Here is an 18,415-nt window from a genome sequence, read left to right on the forward strand (position 1 = left end):
ACCAAAAAAGAAACCCCACATTACTGTGGAGTTACATATTCTATAATTAACATACTCTGACATTGTCAAAGTGTGTAATTTATTTAATTGTTCAATGCTTCTGCTCCACCAACAATCTCAAGAATTTCGTTAGTAATAGCAGCCTGTCTTGCTTGGTTATAAGACAACTTCAATTGGTCTCTTAAATCTGTTGCGTTATCCGTTGCTTTATGCATTGCAGTCATCCGTGCTCCGTGCTCACTAGCAAAAGAATCACGAATACCTTTGTATAATTGTGTTTTCAAAGACTTAGGAATTAAGTGCTCTATGATTTCTATTTTTGATGGTTCAAAAACATAATCACTGCTCAAGTTTTCCGCTCCTTCAACAGGAACAATAGGTAAAAACTGCTCGGTCATTATAATCTGAGTAGCAGCGTTCTTGAACTTGTTATAAACAATATCAATACGGTCATAATTTCCTAAAGTAAATTGCTCCATTAAATCCTCAGCTATTGCCGATACATTATCAAAAGTCAAATCATCATAAACACTACTATGATTCGCAATTACATTAGATTTTTTTGCCAAGAAATCATTAGCTTTTTTACCAACCGCAACAAAGTCTACCTGCTTACCAGCGTATTTTTCATTAATTAAAATCGTACACTGCTTTAAGATGTTAGAGTTGAAGGCACCCGCTAAACCTCTGTTTGAAGTTATAGCAACAACCAAAACTCTATTCACCTCTCTGTTATCAGCATATACACTCCCGGAATCAGAATCCAGGCTTGCACTTAGGCCCTGCAACAACTCAGTAAGCTTATCGGCATAAGGTCGCATTGCAGTAATGGCATCTTGCGCTTTCTTCAACTTTGCAGCAGATACCATTTTCATGGCACTGGTAATCTGCATGGTTGATGATACCGATGCTATTCTGTTTCGTATTTCCTTTAAGTTCGCCATTTGTTCAAGTTATAAGTTTCGAGCACAAAACAGTACAATTAACTTGTTTCTGTGTTGTGCCCCAAACCTGGTATGCAATACTTTTATTAGCTTCTATATTTACCTGAAAGGTCTTTTGCCACAGCAGTTAAAACGTCTGTTACCCCATCTGTAAGTTTACCTGATTTTAAGGTATCCAATACATCTCTGTGCTTAGCGTTCAAGAACTCTAAATAATCTCTCTCAAATTCCTTAACCTTTTCAACAGGAACATCACGTAACAAGTTCTTAGAACCTGCATAGATAATCGCTACCTGATCTTCAACAGTGTAAGGGTCATTTTGAGCCTGCTTTAAAATCTCTACGTTACGACGTCCTTTTTCAATAACGTTTAACGTAGCAGCATCCAAATCAGAACCGAACTTAGCAAAAGCTTCCAATTCACGGAACTGTGCTTGATCCAGCTTCAAAGTACCTGCTACTTTTTTCATGGATTTAATCTGAGCGTTACCACCCACACGAGATACAGAAATACCTACGTTAATAGCTGGTCTTACACCTTGGTTAAATAAATCTTGCTCCAAGAAAATCTGTCCGTCTGTAATAGAAATTACATTTGTAGGAATATATGCAGAAACGTCACCTGCTTGCGTTTCAATAATAGGAAGTGCAGTTAAAGAACCACCACCTTTTACCATTGGCTTCAATACATCTGGCAAATCGTTCATGTTCTGTGCAATCTTATCATCGTTGATAACCTTTGCAGCACGTTCCAATAATCTAGAGTGCAAAAAGAAAACATCCCCCGGGTAAGCCTCACGTCCCGGTGGTCTTCTTAAAAGAAGAGATACCTCACGATAAGCTACAGCTTGTTTTGATAAATCATCATAGATAATCAAAGCTGGACGACCTGTATCACGGAAATACTCTCCGATAGATGCACCTGTAAAAGGAGCATAAACCTGCATTGCTGCAGGATCAGAAGCATTTGCAGCTACAATAGTCGTATATGCCATAGCACCTTTATCTTCTAAAGTCTGCGCAATTGCAGCTACGGTAGAAGCTTTTTGGCCAATAGCAACATATATACAATATACTGGCTTACCAGCATCGTAAAATTCTTTTTGATTCAAAATGGTATCGATACAAACAGTAGTCTTACCAGTCTGACGATCACCAATTACAAGTTCCCTTTGCCCACGGCCAACAGGAATCATTGCATCAATTGCCTTAATACCAGATTGCATTGGCTCAGTTACCGGCTCTCTAAAGATAACACCAGGCGCTTTACGCTCCAATGGCATCTCATAAGTTTCACCAGCAATAGGTCCTTTACCATCAATAGGGTTACCTAAAGTATCTACCACACGACCAACAATGCCTTCACCTACTTTGACGGAAGCAATTCGTTCGGTACGTTTTACTGTAGAACCTTCTACGATAGTCTTGGAATGTCCTAAAAGAACCACACCAACGTTATCGTCTTCAAGGTTAAGAACGATACCTTCAAGGCCGCCATCGAATTCTACCAATTCTCCGTACTGGACATTAGATAGACCGTAGACTCTGGCGATACCATCACCAACCTGCAGTACTGTTCCCACCTCATCTAATGTAGCGGTGGCTTCAAATCCTGATAATTGTTTCTTTAAAATTGCTGATACCTCAGCGGCTTTTACTCCTGCCATTTTGATAGATATAAGACATCGAACTTAAGAAATATACCTTAAGCCCTAGTTATTATTATAAACTACTTGTAAATTCTCTTTTAATAGTATTCAATTTATTTGAAATGCTGGAATCATATTGTAAATCACCAACACGTAAAATAAATCCGCCAATAATGCTTTCATCAATTTTGTTTTTGATGGTCACCGCATTACCGGTAATCTGTGCTATTTGCTTAAGAACTTTTTTCTCAAGATCAGCACTTAAAGGTACCGCGGTAGTAACATAAGCTACACCCTCTCCTTTTAAATCTTCATTAAGAATGATATATTTTAAAGCAACCTCGTTTAAAATAGATATTCTTTTGTTAGCAACAAGTGTTTTGATTAAACCTAAGGTAATCTGGTCGCTACCTTCAAACACAGCAGCTAAAGCTTTCTTCTTGGTTTCCCCAGTTACTACAGGACTAGCCAACATTGCTCTCAACTCCTTACTATCGGCAATAGTTGCCACAATAGAACGCATGTCTTTTTCGACTGCACCCGTAGCCTTGTTTTGCACCGCTAGGTCCAAAACTGCTTTTGCGTAACGTATTGCTGCTCTAGAATCGCTCATTTTTTATCTTGTTTTATTGTCCTGCTATCCGAAACTAACCGGCATAACAAAAAGCAATATAGCTACTTAATTCAATTTAACATCACCCAACATACTTTCAACCAACTTTAATTGTTGGTCTTTGTTGGATAGTTGCTCTTTTAAAACTTTCTCTGCAATCTCAACAGAAAGTTCGGCTACTTGATTTTTAATATCAGCAACAGCGGCTTTCTTTTCACTTTCTATAGCAGCTTGAGCTTGCTTCAACATTTTATCGCCTTCAACTTTAGCTTGCTCTTTAGAATCCGTGATCATCTTATCCTTGATTTCACGAGCTTCTTTTAACATAGCTTCACGCTCAGCACGAGCATCTTTTAACAATTTCTCGTTATCAGCTTGAAGGTTCTGCATTTCTGCACGGGCTTTCTCCGCTGCTTCCAATGCATCATGAATACCTGACTCACGTTCGTTTAATGAAGTCAATATTGGTTTCCATGCAAATTTCACCAATAGAAAAATCAAACCTAATAACAATATCGTCTGAACTACGAAAAGGCCTGGTGAAAAATCGTTTAATAAAGTTTCCATATATAATATTACTTTAAAATTCTAAACTTGATTAAAAACATTTCCTGCAACCAACCGTTGCAGGAAAATGCCTTTAGGTTTTAAGTTCTTAAGCTTTTCCTAAGAACAAGGCACCAAATGCCAAACCTTCTAAAAGTGCAGCAATGATAATCATCGCAGTTTGGATTTTTCCTGTTGCTTCTGGCTGACGAGCAATACCTTCCATTGCTTTACCACCAATTTGACCAAGACCGATACCTGCTCCGATTACGATTAAACCAGCTCCAATTAAGTTGTACATAGTAATTGATTTATATAATTAAATTAAAAAACTCTCTTTTAGATAAAATCCCCTCTAACGTCTTCCGCGTCTGGAACTTCATGTCCTTTTGCATCTTGCTCATGATCATGGTCGTGCTCTGCAACGGCCATACCAATAAACAATGCTGATAGCATAGTGAAGATATAAGCCTGTAAAAAGGCAACCAATACTTCAATAAGCGTAATAAAAAATGATAATACCAATGATAGGCCTGTTGCACCAACTACACCCAAGCTTTTCTTAAGTGTAAACATGATGGCAATTAAACTCATTACCACAATGTGGCCTGCAGATATGTTAGCGAACAACCGCACCAATAATGAAAATGGCTTGATTACAAATGCACCCGCCAATTCAATAATAGCCAAAATAGGTCTAATCAAAAAAGGCACACCCGGCATCCACAACATGTGCATCCAGTAATCTTTGTTTCCACTAAATGTATAAATAACCAAAGTGAAAATTGCCAAAGCTGCGGTTACAGCTAATTGGCCTGTTACATTAAACCCAAATGGAGTTAATCCTAGAAGGTTCAAAATCCATATAAAGAAAAACACAGTTAATAAGTATCCCGTAAATTGACGGTATTTTTTCTCACCAATATTTGGCTTAGCAATTTCATCCCTTACATAGATTACTAAAGGCTCTAATACTCTACCAAAACCAGTAGGTATTTTTTTACTAGCATATTGTTTAGCTAATGAAGAAAAAGCCCAAAGCATAAGAAGACCTACAAGCAATACTCCAAAAACACTTTTGGTAATTGAAAAGTCTAAAACTTTAGCTGCATTTTCTGCATGGTGATGATCATCAAATTGAACTTCGGAAGCACCTGCATTCAATTCGTATATTTTACTGTGAAGCTTTACGAACTTTGATCCGCCTTTTTCTACGATAACCTTTCCTGCATCATCATGATGAAATTCAGAAGACATAAAAGTTGCCAACCCATTGCTTGACCAGAGTATAACCGGCAATGGAAAACCTACGTGCTTGCGTTCGCCATTGTCTCCGGTATAAGAAAACAAATGAAAATCATGAGCATCTTTAATGTGGTGCTGAATATACGCGTCCACCTCATCTTTTGTGTCAACTGCCCCTTGATCGCCTCCCTCAGAGATCGCAAAACCTTGAAGAGAAATGCAAAGTGTACAAAGTAATACTAGTGTTCTGATCATTTTTGAAACTTCCTTCATTATTTTTTATCAAAAAATTATGCTCCTGAAATTTTGCGCAAAAATAGGTAATCTTGCTGTAATACAAAGCATTTTTATTCTATAAAATTTTGAAACTATCTACGTTCTAAAATTTTTGAAACAAAAAATACTTCCAAGCCTAAAAAAACAAACACAGGAATAAGAAGTGAAGCCCTGTAAAATCTCGGTAAATACTGGTCTCCCATAAGTTGCGGATAACACATGGCTGTATAAGCTGCAATTTTAAAAACTAAAGTCCCCATATAAATGAAACCCAATTGAGCAAAAAACTTTTCGTTTTTTGAGAACAGTTTAAAAGTAACAATTACCGATAAAGAGAAAATGAAATGAAAAATATAAGCTTCTTGAAGTAGTCTATTGAAGCTTAAATTATCATCTGGCAGGAGAAATTGATGAAGAAAAAAAGAAGTCGTGCCCACCAAAATGAACACGACTATATATTGTACTATTTGTTTGATCAATGCTATTTATTTAAGGTCATCACTTTTTTGATAACGATATACATTGACAAAAATACGGCAAGTAAAGTAATTGTATCCTCTAAAAATGTTTTTTCAAATTTTACATCTAACCAAGCCCCCAAAAGATTGCCCAAATAGATAGTAGCACCCATTTGCAAAGCAATACCTGAAAAACTAGCCGCAGTGCGTACTAAATTAGAATTATCACGAGGCTTTTGCTTGCTCATTACTTCTATTAGAACTGCTTAATGAGGATTTGAAGCTGTTTGGAGCACTGTTCAGTGAACCGCCCTTTCCTTTCATGGTACATGAGGCATTGAATGTAGCACCTGGCTCTACTGCCAGTTTAGTTACAGAAACCGTACCTTCTATTACAGCCGAAGATTTAAGGGAAAGTAGGTCTGATACTAGTAGCTCTCCATTGAAGCTACCTTCAATATCTGCATTTACACATTCTACTTTGCCATGTATATAGCCGTCTTTACCAATAACTACTTTACCAGTAGTCTTTACGTTACCGTCTAATTTTCCGTCGATTCTAAAATCAGCTTCAGACTCGATATCGCCTTTAATTTTTGTGTGCTTAGAAATCCTGTTAGGTTGTGCGCCAATTTCGTTCATAGTTCGTGGTTTTTTGTTGTCAGAAAACATTGTTTAAGGTTTTGGGGTTAAAATTTGATTTTTATAAGATTGTAAGTTTTTATGTACCTGAATAATTTTATAATTGGTAGATAAAATAACAAAATTCTCATTCTCAATGCGGTAATCCTTGTTAAACTTTATAAGCTCTGCAAAGCCAAGTGCATAGTCCTTAGACTTAAAGCCATGTACTACCACAAATTGGTCTTCTAAGGTATAGATATCTTTTGAAACTATATTCTTATATCTTAAGTCTACAATAGCATCTTCTAATGCTTTCTTTACCCTTTTAGCAATTTCATCATTGCTTCTTCTAAAGGGAAAAACAACTTTCCAATTGCCAGTACCTGATGAACCAAGTTCCGTAGAAAATTCTTTGACCGCTAGTTTAGGAAGTTGCTCGGCAACCATTTGCTCTGCCTTCTTACCTTCCGGATTGTTGGGGTAGGTTAATGCAACGTAATTCAAAGCTTCCTCAAAAGGTATAAAGCCATTTAGTCTTCCAATGGCATTTGCCTTCAACATTTCAAATTTAGGCACAATAGGATCGCCTGTGTATTTTTCTATATTCTCTTCGGCACCTGTAATAGTCTCTAAAAATTCTTGCTGCTTGTACTTACGATATAGGGTAGCGTAACGTGCATCTGGACTATCGGCATCATCTTCAAGAACGGCTCTAGGATTCAATATGATTTCCGCATAACGGGAATCAGCATGATTCGAAAGAATATTGTCTTTCATGGAGGCTAAAAGCGGACTGCCCTCTTCTTCGTAAATCTTGTACAGGTTGTATTTAGATGGAAGAATCAAACGTTCTTCTGGATCGGAATCCAAAACATGTTCCAATTTACCTGCTGCCAAGAGGTTCTCTTTAAACTTCTCTTTATAGATTAATCCTAATTGGTAATTGGCAAAATTTCTCTCGTCCTTCAAACTATCTATAACGGCTACATCCGTAGGAACTCGATTTAGATAATAATCAACAGAAAACTTTTCTTCTTCACCAACTTCACTTGGAATAGTGTCGTTTGTAGCAAGGGCATCATCTGTATTCTCCTGTGGCAAGGCTCTTTTTTTATTGCTCCATCTCCAATCATCCTCCAACTGTCTTTTACCCCACCTTTGGACAAAATCATTCTTACCATAGCCTAAACTCGTAAGGTTATAAAAATAGAATTTACCTTTATTCTCTTTACCACCCTTGCTTTTTGCAAATTCTGCAAAACCAGAAGTGATTCTTCTTTCTTCTTTCTTTGCTGCAGCTTCTTTTGCTGCTTTTAAATCGGCTATATACTCCTCAAAATAAACTGTGCGTTCCGCTAACGGAAGATTGTACAGGGTAATAACACTATCTGTTTGATGGGCGATATCTTCATATTTAACGACATCTTCAAGGTTATCTAGTTTCTTCTTGGTAGACCTGAACTTCTTCGTATTCTCTTCTAGGTTTGGCAGAACACTATCATAATAAGCTCCCGAAAGTTTGTACTCGTTACGATCAAAATTATAGACCGCCAAATTCTCATAATTAAGTGCATTTAACTTAGGTTCGTTCTGTGTAGCTCGAAGAGATTTGTTGAAATATACCAAAGCCATACTGTCATTCTCTTGCTCCAAATGATATTCTGCAACTTGGCGATAAATTTTATCTAGAAATGGGCGGTTCTCACGATTCTCTTCTAACTCCGTAAGGAACTCCAACATTTCTTCACTGTTCTCAGAATTAATTTTAGTATTCCGGATTTTCTGAATTTCCGCATTAATCATATATACTCTGGGTGACCTCCTGTTTAGATCAATTACCTTAGTAAAAGCATAGTTGGCACTATCCTTTTGATTCATTTGGTTATACAACTGCCCAATAATGTATAGATAGCGTCCTTTTTCTGCATTTTTCTTGGTGTAATGAGATGCCACTTTAAGATGTTGTACTGCAGTATCAATCACCTTTTCGTTAATGTAAGCTTGCGCTATCATAGCACGGGCATCTGCATATTCTTGGTCTGTTAGGCGTTCAAATTTTAAAAGCCTTTTCAGATTCTTAATAGCCAACTCATCATTTTCTAATCTAATATTCACTTTCTCTCGCCAAATGTGAGCTTCGTTCAGCTTGTCACTATAATCGTATTTTTTTATGATATAATTAAAAGCTTCCAGAGCAGGCATATAACGCTGATCAAAATAACGAGCCTTACCCAAAAGCAAAAAGGCTTCGTCCGTCTGTGGATTACGCTCTTCATCTTTTATTTCCATACTATGCTTTTGTATGGCCTTTGTAGCTTTTTCTTCGGCAATAATAAAGTTGGGGTTGTTATCTTCTGAATCTAACTTTATATCTTCCGTAACTTCCAAACGCTCTATGGGAAGAACTTCCCAATAGTCATCTTTATAATTTAAATTAAGTTCTTCGCGACCCTCTTCAAAAGCTATATTACCATTATACAAGGTGTTGTACTTGGTATTGAGCGCATGCCAATTACGATTGACAAATGCGTCTTTTTTGGTTGAACATGCGTTTAAAACGATGCCCCCAAGAATTGAAAATAAGATAAGTTTATAGTGCGACTTCAAAATTGTATATCTACGTACTTTACATTAACTAAAAAAGAACGGTATTATTATGCAGTTGGTCGATAAAAAGTTTAAGGTTCGGGGTTTACAAACGTAACCGAAAGTATGATTATTAAGACAATTTTGTTTTTATTTTATGCCAACTCTTAGACAAACCTCATACTCCTGTTACCTCCTAATGGGGAATAGAATTTTTATTTATACCAACTTTCCTTTATCACAAAGTACGTGAAGTTTACATAAAGTAGAAATAGAAGATTTCAATTTTCACCGACTAACCGGTTTGTGTTTGCCCCGTTCACCGATTAACAAAGGGTTTTATTACCCATAAATAGATGATAATGGCAGGTTATCGATAAAAATTCTAAGCGTGGTAAAAGTTGAAGAAAGAAATATAGACCAGGTAGTCGGTTTTAATAAAATGGATTACTGCACCGATACATCTTCCTGAGACTCTTCTTTTCCGCTGAAAAACAGTTCTAATTCTTTTAAAGTAGCTTCTGAAGTTTCAATGTCTTTCACAACTTCACCCTTGTTCAATACTACAATACGTTCACAAACCTCGGTTACATGAATTAAATCGTGACTGGAGACCAATACCGTGACTCCCTGTTTGGATGCCAAATCTTTAATAATGCTCTTTAACCGTATTTGAGTTGTAGGGTCTAAATTGGCAAAAGGCTCATCTAAAATAACTACTTCTGGGTTGCCGATAAATGAAGCTACAATACCTGCTTTCTTTTGGTTCCCTTTAGAAAGGTCACGCAAGTATTTTTTCTGATTCAATATCTCGCCATGAAAGAAATCCTCAAAATTTGCGAGTAATGCATCTACATCGGCCTTATTTTGGTTACGCAACTCTCCAATAAAATAGAAGTACTCCTCTGGTGTCAAATAACCAATCAGGAAAGTTTCATCAATAAAAGAAGAGGTATTTGTCTTCCAGGCTTCACTTTGATCTACTTGCACTTCGTTATTATTAATATGTCCCGTGGTAGGCTGAATCAAATCTAATAGAAGACTAAAAAAAGTAGTTTTACCTGCTCCGTTGTTTCCAACAAGACCAAAACTTTGTCCTTTTGATATTTCTAACTGCTCTATGTTCAAAACAGTTTTGCCAACGTATTTTTTAGTAAGGTTTTGTACTGTTATCATAATTTTCAATAAAGTTCGCGTTTCAATTTATAACTCTAAAACAAAGACATTGCTAACTGTTCTGCTCTTTAAAACCTGCAATCATACCATATTTTTTCTTTCGATATATCTTAGTTATGCTATCTAACACCACATTTCTAAAGACAAAGCCAACCAACCCTAAAAAACTTAATGTAATAAGCGCGGCTTCAAAGGAAACAAAAATGGCCAAAAGGCCGTAAATAAGCATTGGTAGTCCAAACAAAGGAATGCCTACTATAAACTGGGTGGCACTCATACCTTGCATATTTCCCATTGCACTTTTGTTTAAATCTATTCGCTTTTTATTTTTTGAGCCGAAGAAAAGAATAATTGGAACGTTTACGCCTAAATTATAAAGTGCACAGCTAAAATTAATTGCAAGTGCATCCCAACCAAAATACACATAGGGTACGGAAAGTAAGAACATTACTGCTATACTAACATAAATAAGTGCTGCCTTGGCTTCAAGGTATTTCTTTAAGGGAATATTCTGCGACATCATCATGCTATAATAAAAACTATCCCAAGCAGGGATAAACTGCCCAAAGTTCATTAAGAAAACGCCTGTCATAAATATACCAACAAACACAAGCATTCCAGAACCCATTCCCATGTCATCCATACCGTAAAAAAACAACCCATAGAAAGCAAAAGCCAATGACATAAAAACTTGTGTTTTAGTCCGCTTATTACGCCAAATAAGCTTTAAATCTAATTGTAAAAATGGTGCAATCGCTCCAAAACGGTTTGTCCAAGATAAATCTGAAGAAGTGGCTTCTGTGGCTTTCTTCTTTAGGGAGGCATCTAAAAAAATCCTATTTCGTATAAATGAATAATTAAAGTAATATGATAACCCAGCTATTGCCAAGGGTATGATGGCATAAAGCGGGTTTTCATAAAGGGCATAAAAAACCTTGCCCGCATATTCCTTTATAGGAAGAATCTTAAAATATTCTAAGCCATAACAGGCTACCAAAAGACTAGCAATACTGATTAAAGCTTTATCGCTCTTGTTTACTATAAAATTGATATAATTAATACTCAATACGATGCCTATCATTGCCAATAACCAAAATGACACATTTATAAAAGCATATCCTTTTACAAGTAATACAATAGCAAAGGGTATAAAGAAAAATAATGCCAAGAAATTAAAAAAAGAAACTGCTGAACGCCCTAAAATATAATGGGCAATACTGCTTTTTTTAATAGGAAGGGTCAAAAACGGCTTGATGTCCATTACTGGAAGTTTCTGCATAAAATATCTTATAAACAGTTCTGCAAGTACCCAATATAATAAATACTGACTTAGGGTAGCTAACGGATCCGTATTAGGGATTGCTTTTTCTAAAACAAAGAATAACGATGAGCCAACAAAGGCCAACATTCCCAAAAAATATAATGCAAAGAAGCCCATTACTATCTTTATACCAAGGCTTTTACCCATTGATGAAGAACGAAAGAAAGATTTCCATTGCAGCTTACTAAAGCTTTTAAACATAAGAAATAGATTACTAGTGCAGTAAGTTAGTGTTTGGGAAGGTAAGATTTGTTACAATAAAACTCTACATTTTTTATTTCAAATTCATTTTAGTGAAGAATTATAATCGTTTTTAAGAACGTAAACTTCAACTATATTACAAGTAGCCTCCAATCCAAAAACGTCATCGATTAAAAATAAAATTTAAGTCCTTTTTTTACAGTTTCCGTTTCAAATGGCTCTATCAATGCTTATTTTTACCGTCACATTTGACTAAAAAAGATACAATGGTACATTTTCATTCCTTGACCGTAAAACATATTAAACCGCTTACACCTAGTTCGGTTGCTATAACTTTTACCATACCTAAAGACCTTATACAAACTTTTGATTTTGTTCCTGGGCAATACATTACTATTAAAATGGAGCTTAAAGGAAAAGAAATCAGAAGAGCTTACTCTATCTGTTCTTCACCAAAAAGCGACTGCTTTACCATTGGCGTAAAAAAAGTTGATAAAGGCGGATTTTCAGATTACGCGCACACCACGCTAAAAGCTGGTGATGTACTAGAAGTTATGCCTCCTGAAGGTAGGTTTACATTTCAACCAACTGGAAAAGTCAAAAACATAGCTGCTTTTGCCGCAGGTAGTGGTATTACGCCTATAATGAGTATTGCTAAGTCGGTTTTAGCAGATAATCCTAAAAGTAAATTTGTTCTTGTCTACGGAAACAAGTCGCATAAGGAAACGATGTTCTATACAGATTTGGCAAAATTGGAATTGGATTACGCAGGGCGATTCAAAGCCTACTTCGTAACTAGCCAAGCCCAAGAAGATGATTCACTTTTTGGACGTATAGATGTTTCTACCGTTAATTATGCGCTTAAGAACAAGCATAAAGATGTAGATTTTGATGGCTATTACCTTTGCGGACCAGAGGCCATGATACATTTGGTTTCCGATACTTTGATAGAAAACGATGTCCCAAAGGATAAAATACATTTTGAACTTTTTACAACTACTGAAATTTTAGACGAAATGCCGGAACAGCCAGAAGGCAAAACCGTGGTTTCTATAGTGGTAGACGATGAGGAGTTTACTTTAACAATGGACAAAAAGGAAATTGTTCTTGATGCTGTTTTAAAACAAAATATTGATGCTCCTTACTCTTGCCAAGGTGGTGTTTGTAGTAGTTGTATCGCCAGAATAAAAGAAGGTAAAGCGGAAATGGTGAAAAACCAGATTCTTACCGATGGTGAAATTGCGGAAGGTTTGATACTTACTTGTCAGGCACACCCAACAACTCCGACACTAAAAATTGATTATGACGATGTTTAATTAATACATCGATTAGGAAAATAGAGAAAGCCACGATTGTAACTTACAGTAGTGGCTTTTTTAATAGTTCCTCTAGCCTACGCGATGTGTTTTCATATCCCACGAGGTATGCTTTTTCAATACCTTTTCGGTCTAAAACACCAATCTTTTCCAGTTCCTTAAACTCCATTAACAGATCACAAGCATCAAGTTTTGTTCGGTTAATGGCGTAAATCATGAGACCCGTTACTCTTCCGGCAAGTTGTAATGAATTTTTAAGGGCATTTTTGTTGAGTTCACCTACAACGGATACATTGCTACCAATAATAAAATCGGCCTTGCCCATTACGGGTTCTAAGGGAAAATTGTTCATAATCCCACCATCAGCATAAAGCTCGCCGTTCATCTCAACCGGACTAAAAACAGGAGGTATCGCAGCAGATGCCAATAAAGGACGAATGAGTTCGCCCTCTGAAAAATATTCAAGATCACCTTTTTGAAGATTCGTAGCCGCTACATGTAAGTTCTTTTGAAGTGAATGAAAAGTATTCTCAGGAAAATACGCCTTAAAAACTTCAAAATACCTATCGGTATCTAAAAATCCAGGTTTTACAATAGTCAGGAAATTATACTTAAATAACGGTGTTTCCTTAAAGAACTCCATCATATCCAAAACAGAATTACCGTTAGCATACAACGCGCCAACCAAGGCTCCTACGCTACTGCCGCCAACCACGTCTGCCGATAGACCAAACTCATTCATTGCCTGTATTACTCCAATATGCGCCATACCGCGTACGCCACCGCCAGAAAGCACAAGCCCAATAGATGTTGATTGTATGTCTTTCATAATAGTACCTAGATTGTACGCATTTTATGCTACGAAGGTATCTATTTCAATAGACTATCCATTAACTTCTTATGATAATTGGGAACAACATCATAACAGTACTTAACAGGGGAACCTGCTTCTTTATCACATAATAAGTAGGATTTAAACACCTGTTTATTATTCTCTTTAACCGTATCGTCTTGGTGAATTTCTAGCCGTGCATTCAATTCTTCAGATACAATATCTTCAGGAGAAATAATGTAATGACTCGCCAAAACGTCAAACGGATTAAAACCATCTGCTCCTTGATCTACCCATTGTTGCAACCATGCTTGTGAAGCCTCGGCCAACCACTTGTTGCCTTTATCTCCGTTTGCCAAAGCATCTAAATCAGCTGCCTTAATCCAAACCTTATTTGATATCTCAAATGGACATAAAGTTACAGGAACACCATTTTCGAACATTAGCCTGAAAGCATCATTATCCAAGTCGAAATTCAAATCCTGTGCGTGGTTTCCTTTATTACCGATTTTAAAGTAATCCTGCGCAGTTCTACGTCCTGCAACAAGAACCACTTCTTGTATTTTATTCTTTAACTCGGGATATTTTAAGAGTAACAGTCCAACGTTAGTTGCCGGACCAATGGCCATAATGATCATAGGTTGCTTTCGGAGAGCTTCAGCCAAAGCTTCAACCGCTTCATTGCTATTTGCATCTTTCAAATTTATAGCTTCGCCTGCTCCTCTAAAAACAGGTATTTCACCCATAGCGAACTCCTTGCTCATTTCTTGACTGAGCGGATATGAATTTTTAATACTAGTATTCCCAAAGACAGCACTTATTCCACATATCTCAACATTCTCGGCTTTCATCAATTGTAAAACAGCAAAACCATCATCTACATCACAATAGCCGTCACGTTTATCTCTGGTCATACCTACGGAAAGATCTGTGTCTATCCATACTTTCTTCTTCGTCATCTCTATTATTTTTACTATCCTTTTTATTACTATTATTAAAATTGATTGAAGCTATATCAATCCACCCCAAAACTCTATTTCACTCTGTACACCGGTTTGTGGATCTTGAATGAAATCCTTCTTATCCTCGTATACTTTTAAAATTCCATCCGCCATAAAACCAATTTGATTACCCATCAGAACTGCTTCCTTTAAATCGTGGGTCACAAAAAGTGATGTAATATCAAATTCTGCAGTCAACTTCTTAAAAAGTTCCTGCATACGTTGCCGGGTACCTGTGTCCAAACTTCCAAAAGGTTCATCCAATAACAAAAGTGACGGATTGGTACTAATAGCACGACCAAACGAAACTCGTTGTCTCTGTCCTCCAGAAAGCTGGGTGGGCATTTTATCTGCCTGCCCCTTAAGTTCTAGGCTATGGAGCATATGCTCCACTTTCTCCTTAATTAAACCTTCTGGTATTTTCTTTAGCCTAAGACCAAAGGCAATGTTCTCAAAAGCATTTAAATGAGGAAACAGTAGGTCTTCTTGATACAAGTAAACAATGCTTCTCTTTTCCGGCTTGGTCTCCGTAATATCCTCTCCGTTCAATAGAATTTTACCTGAATCAGGTGATACGAGTCCTCCAATAGTCTTTAGCATAGTAGTCTTGCCGCAACCAGATTTACCCAAAATACTTAAAGTATGTTTAGCTTTCAGTGAAAAATTAAGGTCTTTGACCACCTTTTCATCACCAAAACTCTTTACGATATGTTGAACCTCAAGAAACATTAGACAAATTTTTTAAACACATAACGCTTGTTAAAATATAATAAAACTACAGGCGGAAAAATCAATAAACAACAACTTAAAGCTCCATAATAATAGTTAGCTTCCTTAATAAACAAAAATACTTTTATTGTTAGTGTCTGTACTTTTCCGATGCCTATTATAGAGGTTAATCCATATTCGAACCAAGAAATAAGAAACGTTTGAAAAAAGCAGATGAGTATAAGTCCTTTTGCCAAAGGCAGCAATACCTTTATGTAGGTCTGCCATTTATTACCACCTAAGGTAGCAACCAAGTCTTCATAGCTTTTTACCTTTTCGTTCCAAAAACTACTAAAAAACAGAAGAGCATAAGGAAAAGCGATAATAAATTGTGCAACTACAACTCCAGTAGTATTTCCGAAAAGACCCATTTTCAAAAAGAAAAAACTTAGGCAAGCGGCGAAAACAACAGGCGCCAATATATAAGGGAAATAAGCCAACAGCGTTAATATTCTTTTTTTAGGGTGATAGAAAACAGCTTTACTGATTAAAAAGCCCGAAGTCGTAGAAAACACCGCCACCAACAGAGATATGAGCAGAGATGAGAAAAAACTCTTTAATAATCCAACTTCAGAACTAAAAACCGTTACCCAGTTTCTGAAACCAATATATGAAGGCCAAACATCCGGAAAACGCCATTCCGAGGCCAATGATAGGAACACGAGATAGACGAATGGAAACAGAATCAACAGCACCACTAAACTCAATACAAAGGGTTTCCAGTTAATTTGCATAAGGTCTTTTTCTTTTGGGGAGAAACAATAAAATAGCGGCAACTGAGACAATTAGCGTGTATAGCACGGCAACCACGTATCCCTCTGAAATTTTATCTAAATCGTATTGTTTAATTTCTTGAATAATCAGTACCGATAGCATTTGTGGTGATTCTTGACCTAAAATTAACGGCACCTCATAAGCGCCTAATAAAAAGATAAAATAAAGCATGATAAGCACCCATGTCTTTTTTATAAGAATAGGTAGAAAAACCCGCTGTGTAATCTGATTGGCATTTGCACCAAGGGACTGCGCCAATAAAGAAAGTTCTTCTACTCGCTCATTTTTGTAAACATTCAAAAAAAGCAGCACAAAAAATGGCGTAATCATGGTGATGAAAGAAAATATAATCCCGATTGCTAAACCATCGTTTACCAAATCAGGGAATTGTGAAGCCTCTGTAATGAAACCTAATTTATGACTGATACGAGCAAAAAAGCCTCCCTTAGAAAACAATTGAAACGTAAAAAACCCGGTAACAATACCCGGTATTGCCAGTGGTAAATAGATTATAAAAGACATGAAACGTTTTTCTAGTTGCTGTCTAAATTTTGATGTAATCCAAAGCGCACTTCCAACAGAAATAACCACAGCTACTAGCGCTATCAAAAAACTGTACCCAAAAGATTTAAAAAATGTCCCAGAAGTTATAACTGACTTCCAGAATTGCAATGTAAATCCATTATTGGCCACACCAATTATTCCAAAACTATACAATAGCGCATAAATGAATGCAGCGGCAAAAGGCAATACACCCACCAATACAAACAAAAGAATACCTATGTTTAGTTTCTTAATTTTCAATTACCTTTTTTCTAAAGTCCTCATACAGGCGTATCATATATTCCGGTGCCGGTTCGGCAATGGCGTTAACTTCTAACTCTTTTAAGGTAGGGCCGTATTCGCGTTTTCGCGCATCTAGAAATTTATCTTTCCATTCGGACTCCAGCTTATCCATCGCTAGAACGGTATTGGAATCCATTCCTTTGGCATCTGCCTTCTTCAATTGGGCCTCAGGGGAAAGCAAGAAATTAATGACTTGCATTGCTCCCGCCTTTTCAGGTGAGTTATAAAGAATACCCAAGTAATTAGAATTCCTTATTGTACCATTAGACCAAGCGTAACCTTTAGTAGATTGGGTATAAAGACCGTTCAGTACTTTATCCTCAATACCACCTTCGTTAAACCCATACGTAATAAGCAATTCGCCATTAGCAAAAAGCTGATTCATTTTAGATTGTTCTTTTGGAAAAGTGCTCCCTTCCTTCCAAAAATACCGTTTGTTTTCATTAATAAAACTCCAAAGTTTTTCAGAAATTTCAGTGTATCTGTCTTCATCAAACTTACCGTCCAAAGAGTTAGGCCCGCCTCCCAATTCTGCCATAAAACTCTTTAAAAGCGTCATGCCGGTAAAGTCGTTAGATATGGTAAACGTACCTGGGTGCTCTTTAACAAATTTTTTAAGCTCCGGAATATTTTTTGGAGGATTTGGTAATTTCTCAAAATCGTATACGATTGCAAATTGATTAATGCTCCACGGTGCTTCCATGCCATTTACAGGTTGCTGAAAATCTGTACTGATAAATGAATCTTTAAAATTAATCAAAGATGCATTCGGGAGTAATCCTACAAACGGACCCCATAGACCTTTCACTTTTCTTAGCTGAAAAAAGGTCTCTCCGTTAATCCAAGCCATATCTACTTGCCCTTGTTCTATATCTGCCTGCTTCTCGCCCATAACCAACTGTACGATTTCTGGCCCTTGACCTCCACTAATCTGCAAATCAATATTATATTTTCGCTTAACACTGGGCACCACGTAATTATTGATGTAGTCGTTTATCGCAGTACTGCCTTGCCACATCATAAAATTAACGGTTGTGCCATCAGCATAATCCTCAATCTCTTCCCAAGATGCGTTTTTGAGTTTATCGTCATCTTGCCTTACTTTCTCTTTACAAGAAAGGACTGTGACACCTAATAAAAAACCGAACAGTATATATTTAATCCTTTTCATTAAGATTACTTCTATTTATTTTACAGATTTATTAGTCGTTAAAACTGGATATAACTTTAAAAAAAATG

General features: G+C 36.6%; 19 protein-coding genes. 1 reads left to right on the forward strand and 18 read right to left on the reverse strand.

Annotated elements, in window-relative coordinates; all coding sequences use genetic code 11:
- Positions 1-83: 83 nt before the first annotated feature.
- The 12 genes from atpG to IWB64_RS05770 all read right to left on the reverse strand — a co-directional run bounded on the left by atpG (position 84) and on the right by IWB64_RS05770 (position 11,639).
- The gene (atpG, locus tag IWB64_RS05720; protein WP_194533090.1) at positions 84-944 is read right to left on the reverse strand and encodes an ATP synthase F1 subunit gamma; all 861 of its coding nucleotides are present in this window, start codon (positions 942-944) and stop codon (positions 84-86) included.
- Between the two features lie 86 nt (positions 945-1,030).
- On the reverse strand, positions 1,031-2,611 hold the full coding sequence (gene atpA / locus IWB64_RS05725) for a F0F1 ATP synthase subunit alpha (protein WP_194533091.1): 1,581 nt from the start codon (positions 2,609-2,611) through the stop codon (positions 1,031-1,033).
- Between the two features lie 55 nt (positions 2,612-2,666).
- The gene (gene atpH / locus IWB64_RS05730) at positions 2,667-3,206 is read right to left on the reverse strand and encodes an ATP synthase F1 subunit delta (RefSeq protein ID WP_194533092.1); all 540 of its coding nucleotides are present in this window, start codon (positions 3,204-3,206) and stop codon (positions 2,667-2,669) included.
- A 66-nt stretch (positions 3,207-3,272) separates the two neighbouring features.
- Complete coding sequence (locus tag IWB64_RS05735) at positions 3,273-3,773, reverse strand: F0F1 ATP synthase subunit B (protein ID WP_194533093.1); 501 nt, start codon at positions 3,771-3,773, stop codon at positions 3,273-3,275.
- A gap of 88 nt (positions 3,774-3,861) precedes the next feature.
- Positions 3,862-4,053, reverse strand: a complete 192-nt coding sequence (atpE, locus tag IWB64_RS05740; protein WP_076453121.1) for an ATP synthase F0 subunit C — start codon at positions 4,051-4,053, stop codon at positions 3,862-3,864.
- Between the two features lie 38 nt (positions 4,054-4,091).
- On the reverse strand, positions 4,092-5,270 hold the full coding sequence (gene atpB, locus IWB64_RS05745; protein ID WP_194533094.1) for a F0F1 ATP synthase subunit A: 1,179 nt from the start codon (positions 5,268-5,270) through the stop codon (positions 4,092-4,094).
- 95 nt (positions 5,271-5,365) lie between these two features.
- Entirely contained in the window at positions 5,366-5,752 is a 387-nt protein-coding gene (locus IWB64_RS20615; protein ID WP_226975816.1) for a DUF6168 family protein, read from the reverse strand.
- Positions 5,753-5,754: 2 nt separating this feature from the next.
- Positions 5,755-5,979 carry an AtpZ/AtpI family protein gene (locus IWB64_RS05750; RefSeq protein ID WP_194533095.1) on the reverse strand — a complete coding sequence of 75 codons (225 nt, stop codon included), beginning with the start codon at positions 5,977-5,979 and terminating at the stop codon, positions 5,755-5,757.
- Positions 5,957-6,403 carry a bactofilin family protein gene (locus IWB64_RS05755; RefSeq protein WP_194533096.1) on the reverse strand — a complete coding sequence of 149 codons (447 nt, stop codon included), beginning with the start codon at positions 6,401-6,403 and terminating at the stop codon, positions 5,957-5,959. Before IWB64_RS05755 ends, IWB64_RS05750 begins: the two co-directional genes overlap by 23 nt.
- 3 nt (positions 6,404-6,406) lie before the next feature.
- On the reverse strand, positions 6,407-8,962 hold the full coding sequence (gene porW, locus IWB64_RS05760) for a type IX secretion system periplasmic lipoprotein PorW/SprE (protein ID WP_194533097.1): 2,556 nt from the start codon (positions 8,960-8,962) through the stop codon (positions 6,407-6,409).
- 426 nt (positions 8,963-9,388) lie between these two features.
- Positions 9,389-10,117 carry an ABC transporter ATP-binding protein gene (locus tag IWB64_RS05765; RefSeq protein ID WP_194533098.1) on the reverse strand — a complete coding sequence of 243 codons (729 nt, stop codon included), beginning with the start codon at positions 10,115-10,117 and terminating at the stop codon, positions 9,389-9,391.
- Between the two features lie 52 nt (positions 10,118-10,169).
- Entirely contained in the window at positions 10,170-11,639 is a 1,470-nt protein-coding gene (locus IWB64_RS05770) for a DUF5687 family protein (protein WP_194533099.1), read from the reverse strand.
- 266 nt (positions 11,640-11,905) lie between these two features.
- Here IWB64_RS05770 and IWB64_RS05775 point away from each other — a divergent pair, with 266 nt between their 5' ends.
- A complete protein-coding gene (locus tag IWB64_RS05775; protein WP_194533100.1) occupies positions 11,906-12,955 on the forward strand; it encodes a ferredoxin--NADP reductase in 1,050 nt (349 codons plus the stop codon).
- A gap of 43 nt (positions 12,956-12,998) precedes the next feature.
- On the opposite strand, the gene IWB64_RS05780 is transcribed toward IWB64_RS05775, so the two are convergent.
- The 6 genes from IWB64_RS05780 to IWB64_RS05805 are packed head-to-tail and all read right to left on the reverse strand — an operon-like array spanning position 12,999 to position 18,347.
- Positions 12,999-13,784 (reverse strand): patatin-like phospholipase family protein, encoded by a 786-nt coding sequence (locus IWB64_RS05780; protein WP_194533101.1) that lies wholly within the window; start codon positions 13,782-13,784, stop codon positions 12,999-13,001.
- A gap of 41 nt (positions 13,785-13,825) precedes the next feature.
- Complete coding sequence (locus tag IWB64_RS05785) at positions 13,826-14,746, reverse strand: nucleoside hydrolase (RefSeq protein ID WP_194533102.1); 921 nt, start codon at positions 14,744-14,746, stop codon at positions 13,826-13,828.
- Between the two features lie 51 nt (positions 14,747-14,797).
- Positions 14,798-15,517, reverse strand: a complete 720-nt coding sequence (locus tag IWB64_RS05790) for an ABC transporter ATP-binding protein (protein ID WP_194533103.1) — start codon at positions 15,515-15,517, stop codon at positions 14,798-14,800.
- A complete protein-coding gene (locus IWB64_RS05795) occupies positions 15,517-16,290 on the reverse strand; it encodes an ABC transporter permease (RefSeq protein ID WP_194533104.1) in 774 nt (257 codons plus the stop codon). The genes IWB64_RS05790 and IWB64_RS05795 overlap by 1 nt, the downstream gene beginning before the upstream one ends.
- Positions 16,280-17,134 carry an ABC transporter permease gene (locus IWB64_RS05800; RefSeq protein ID WP_194533105.1) on the reverse strand — a complete coding sequence of 285 codons (855 nt, stop codon included), beginning with the start codon at positions 17,132-17,134 and terminating at the stop codon, positions 16,280-16,282. Before IWB64_RS05800 ends, IWB64_RS05795 begins: the two co-directional genes overlap by 11 nt.
- A complete protein-coding gene (locus IWB64_RS05805) occupies positions 17,124-18,347 on the reverse strand; it encodes an ABC transporter substrate-binding protein (RefSeq protein WP_194533106.1) in 1,224 nt (407 codons plus the stop codon). The genes IWB64_RS05800 and IWB64_RS05805 overlap by 11 nt, the downstream gene beginning before the upstream one ends.
- Positions 18,348-18,415: the final 68 nt, after the last annotated feature.

It is taken from the genome of Zobellia nedashkovskayae, from assembly GCF_015330125.1.
GTDB lineage: Bacteria > Bacteroidota > Bacteroidia > Flavobacteriales > Flavobacteriaceae > Zobellia > Zobellia nedashkovskayae.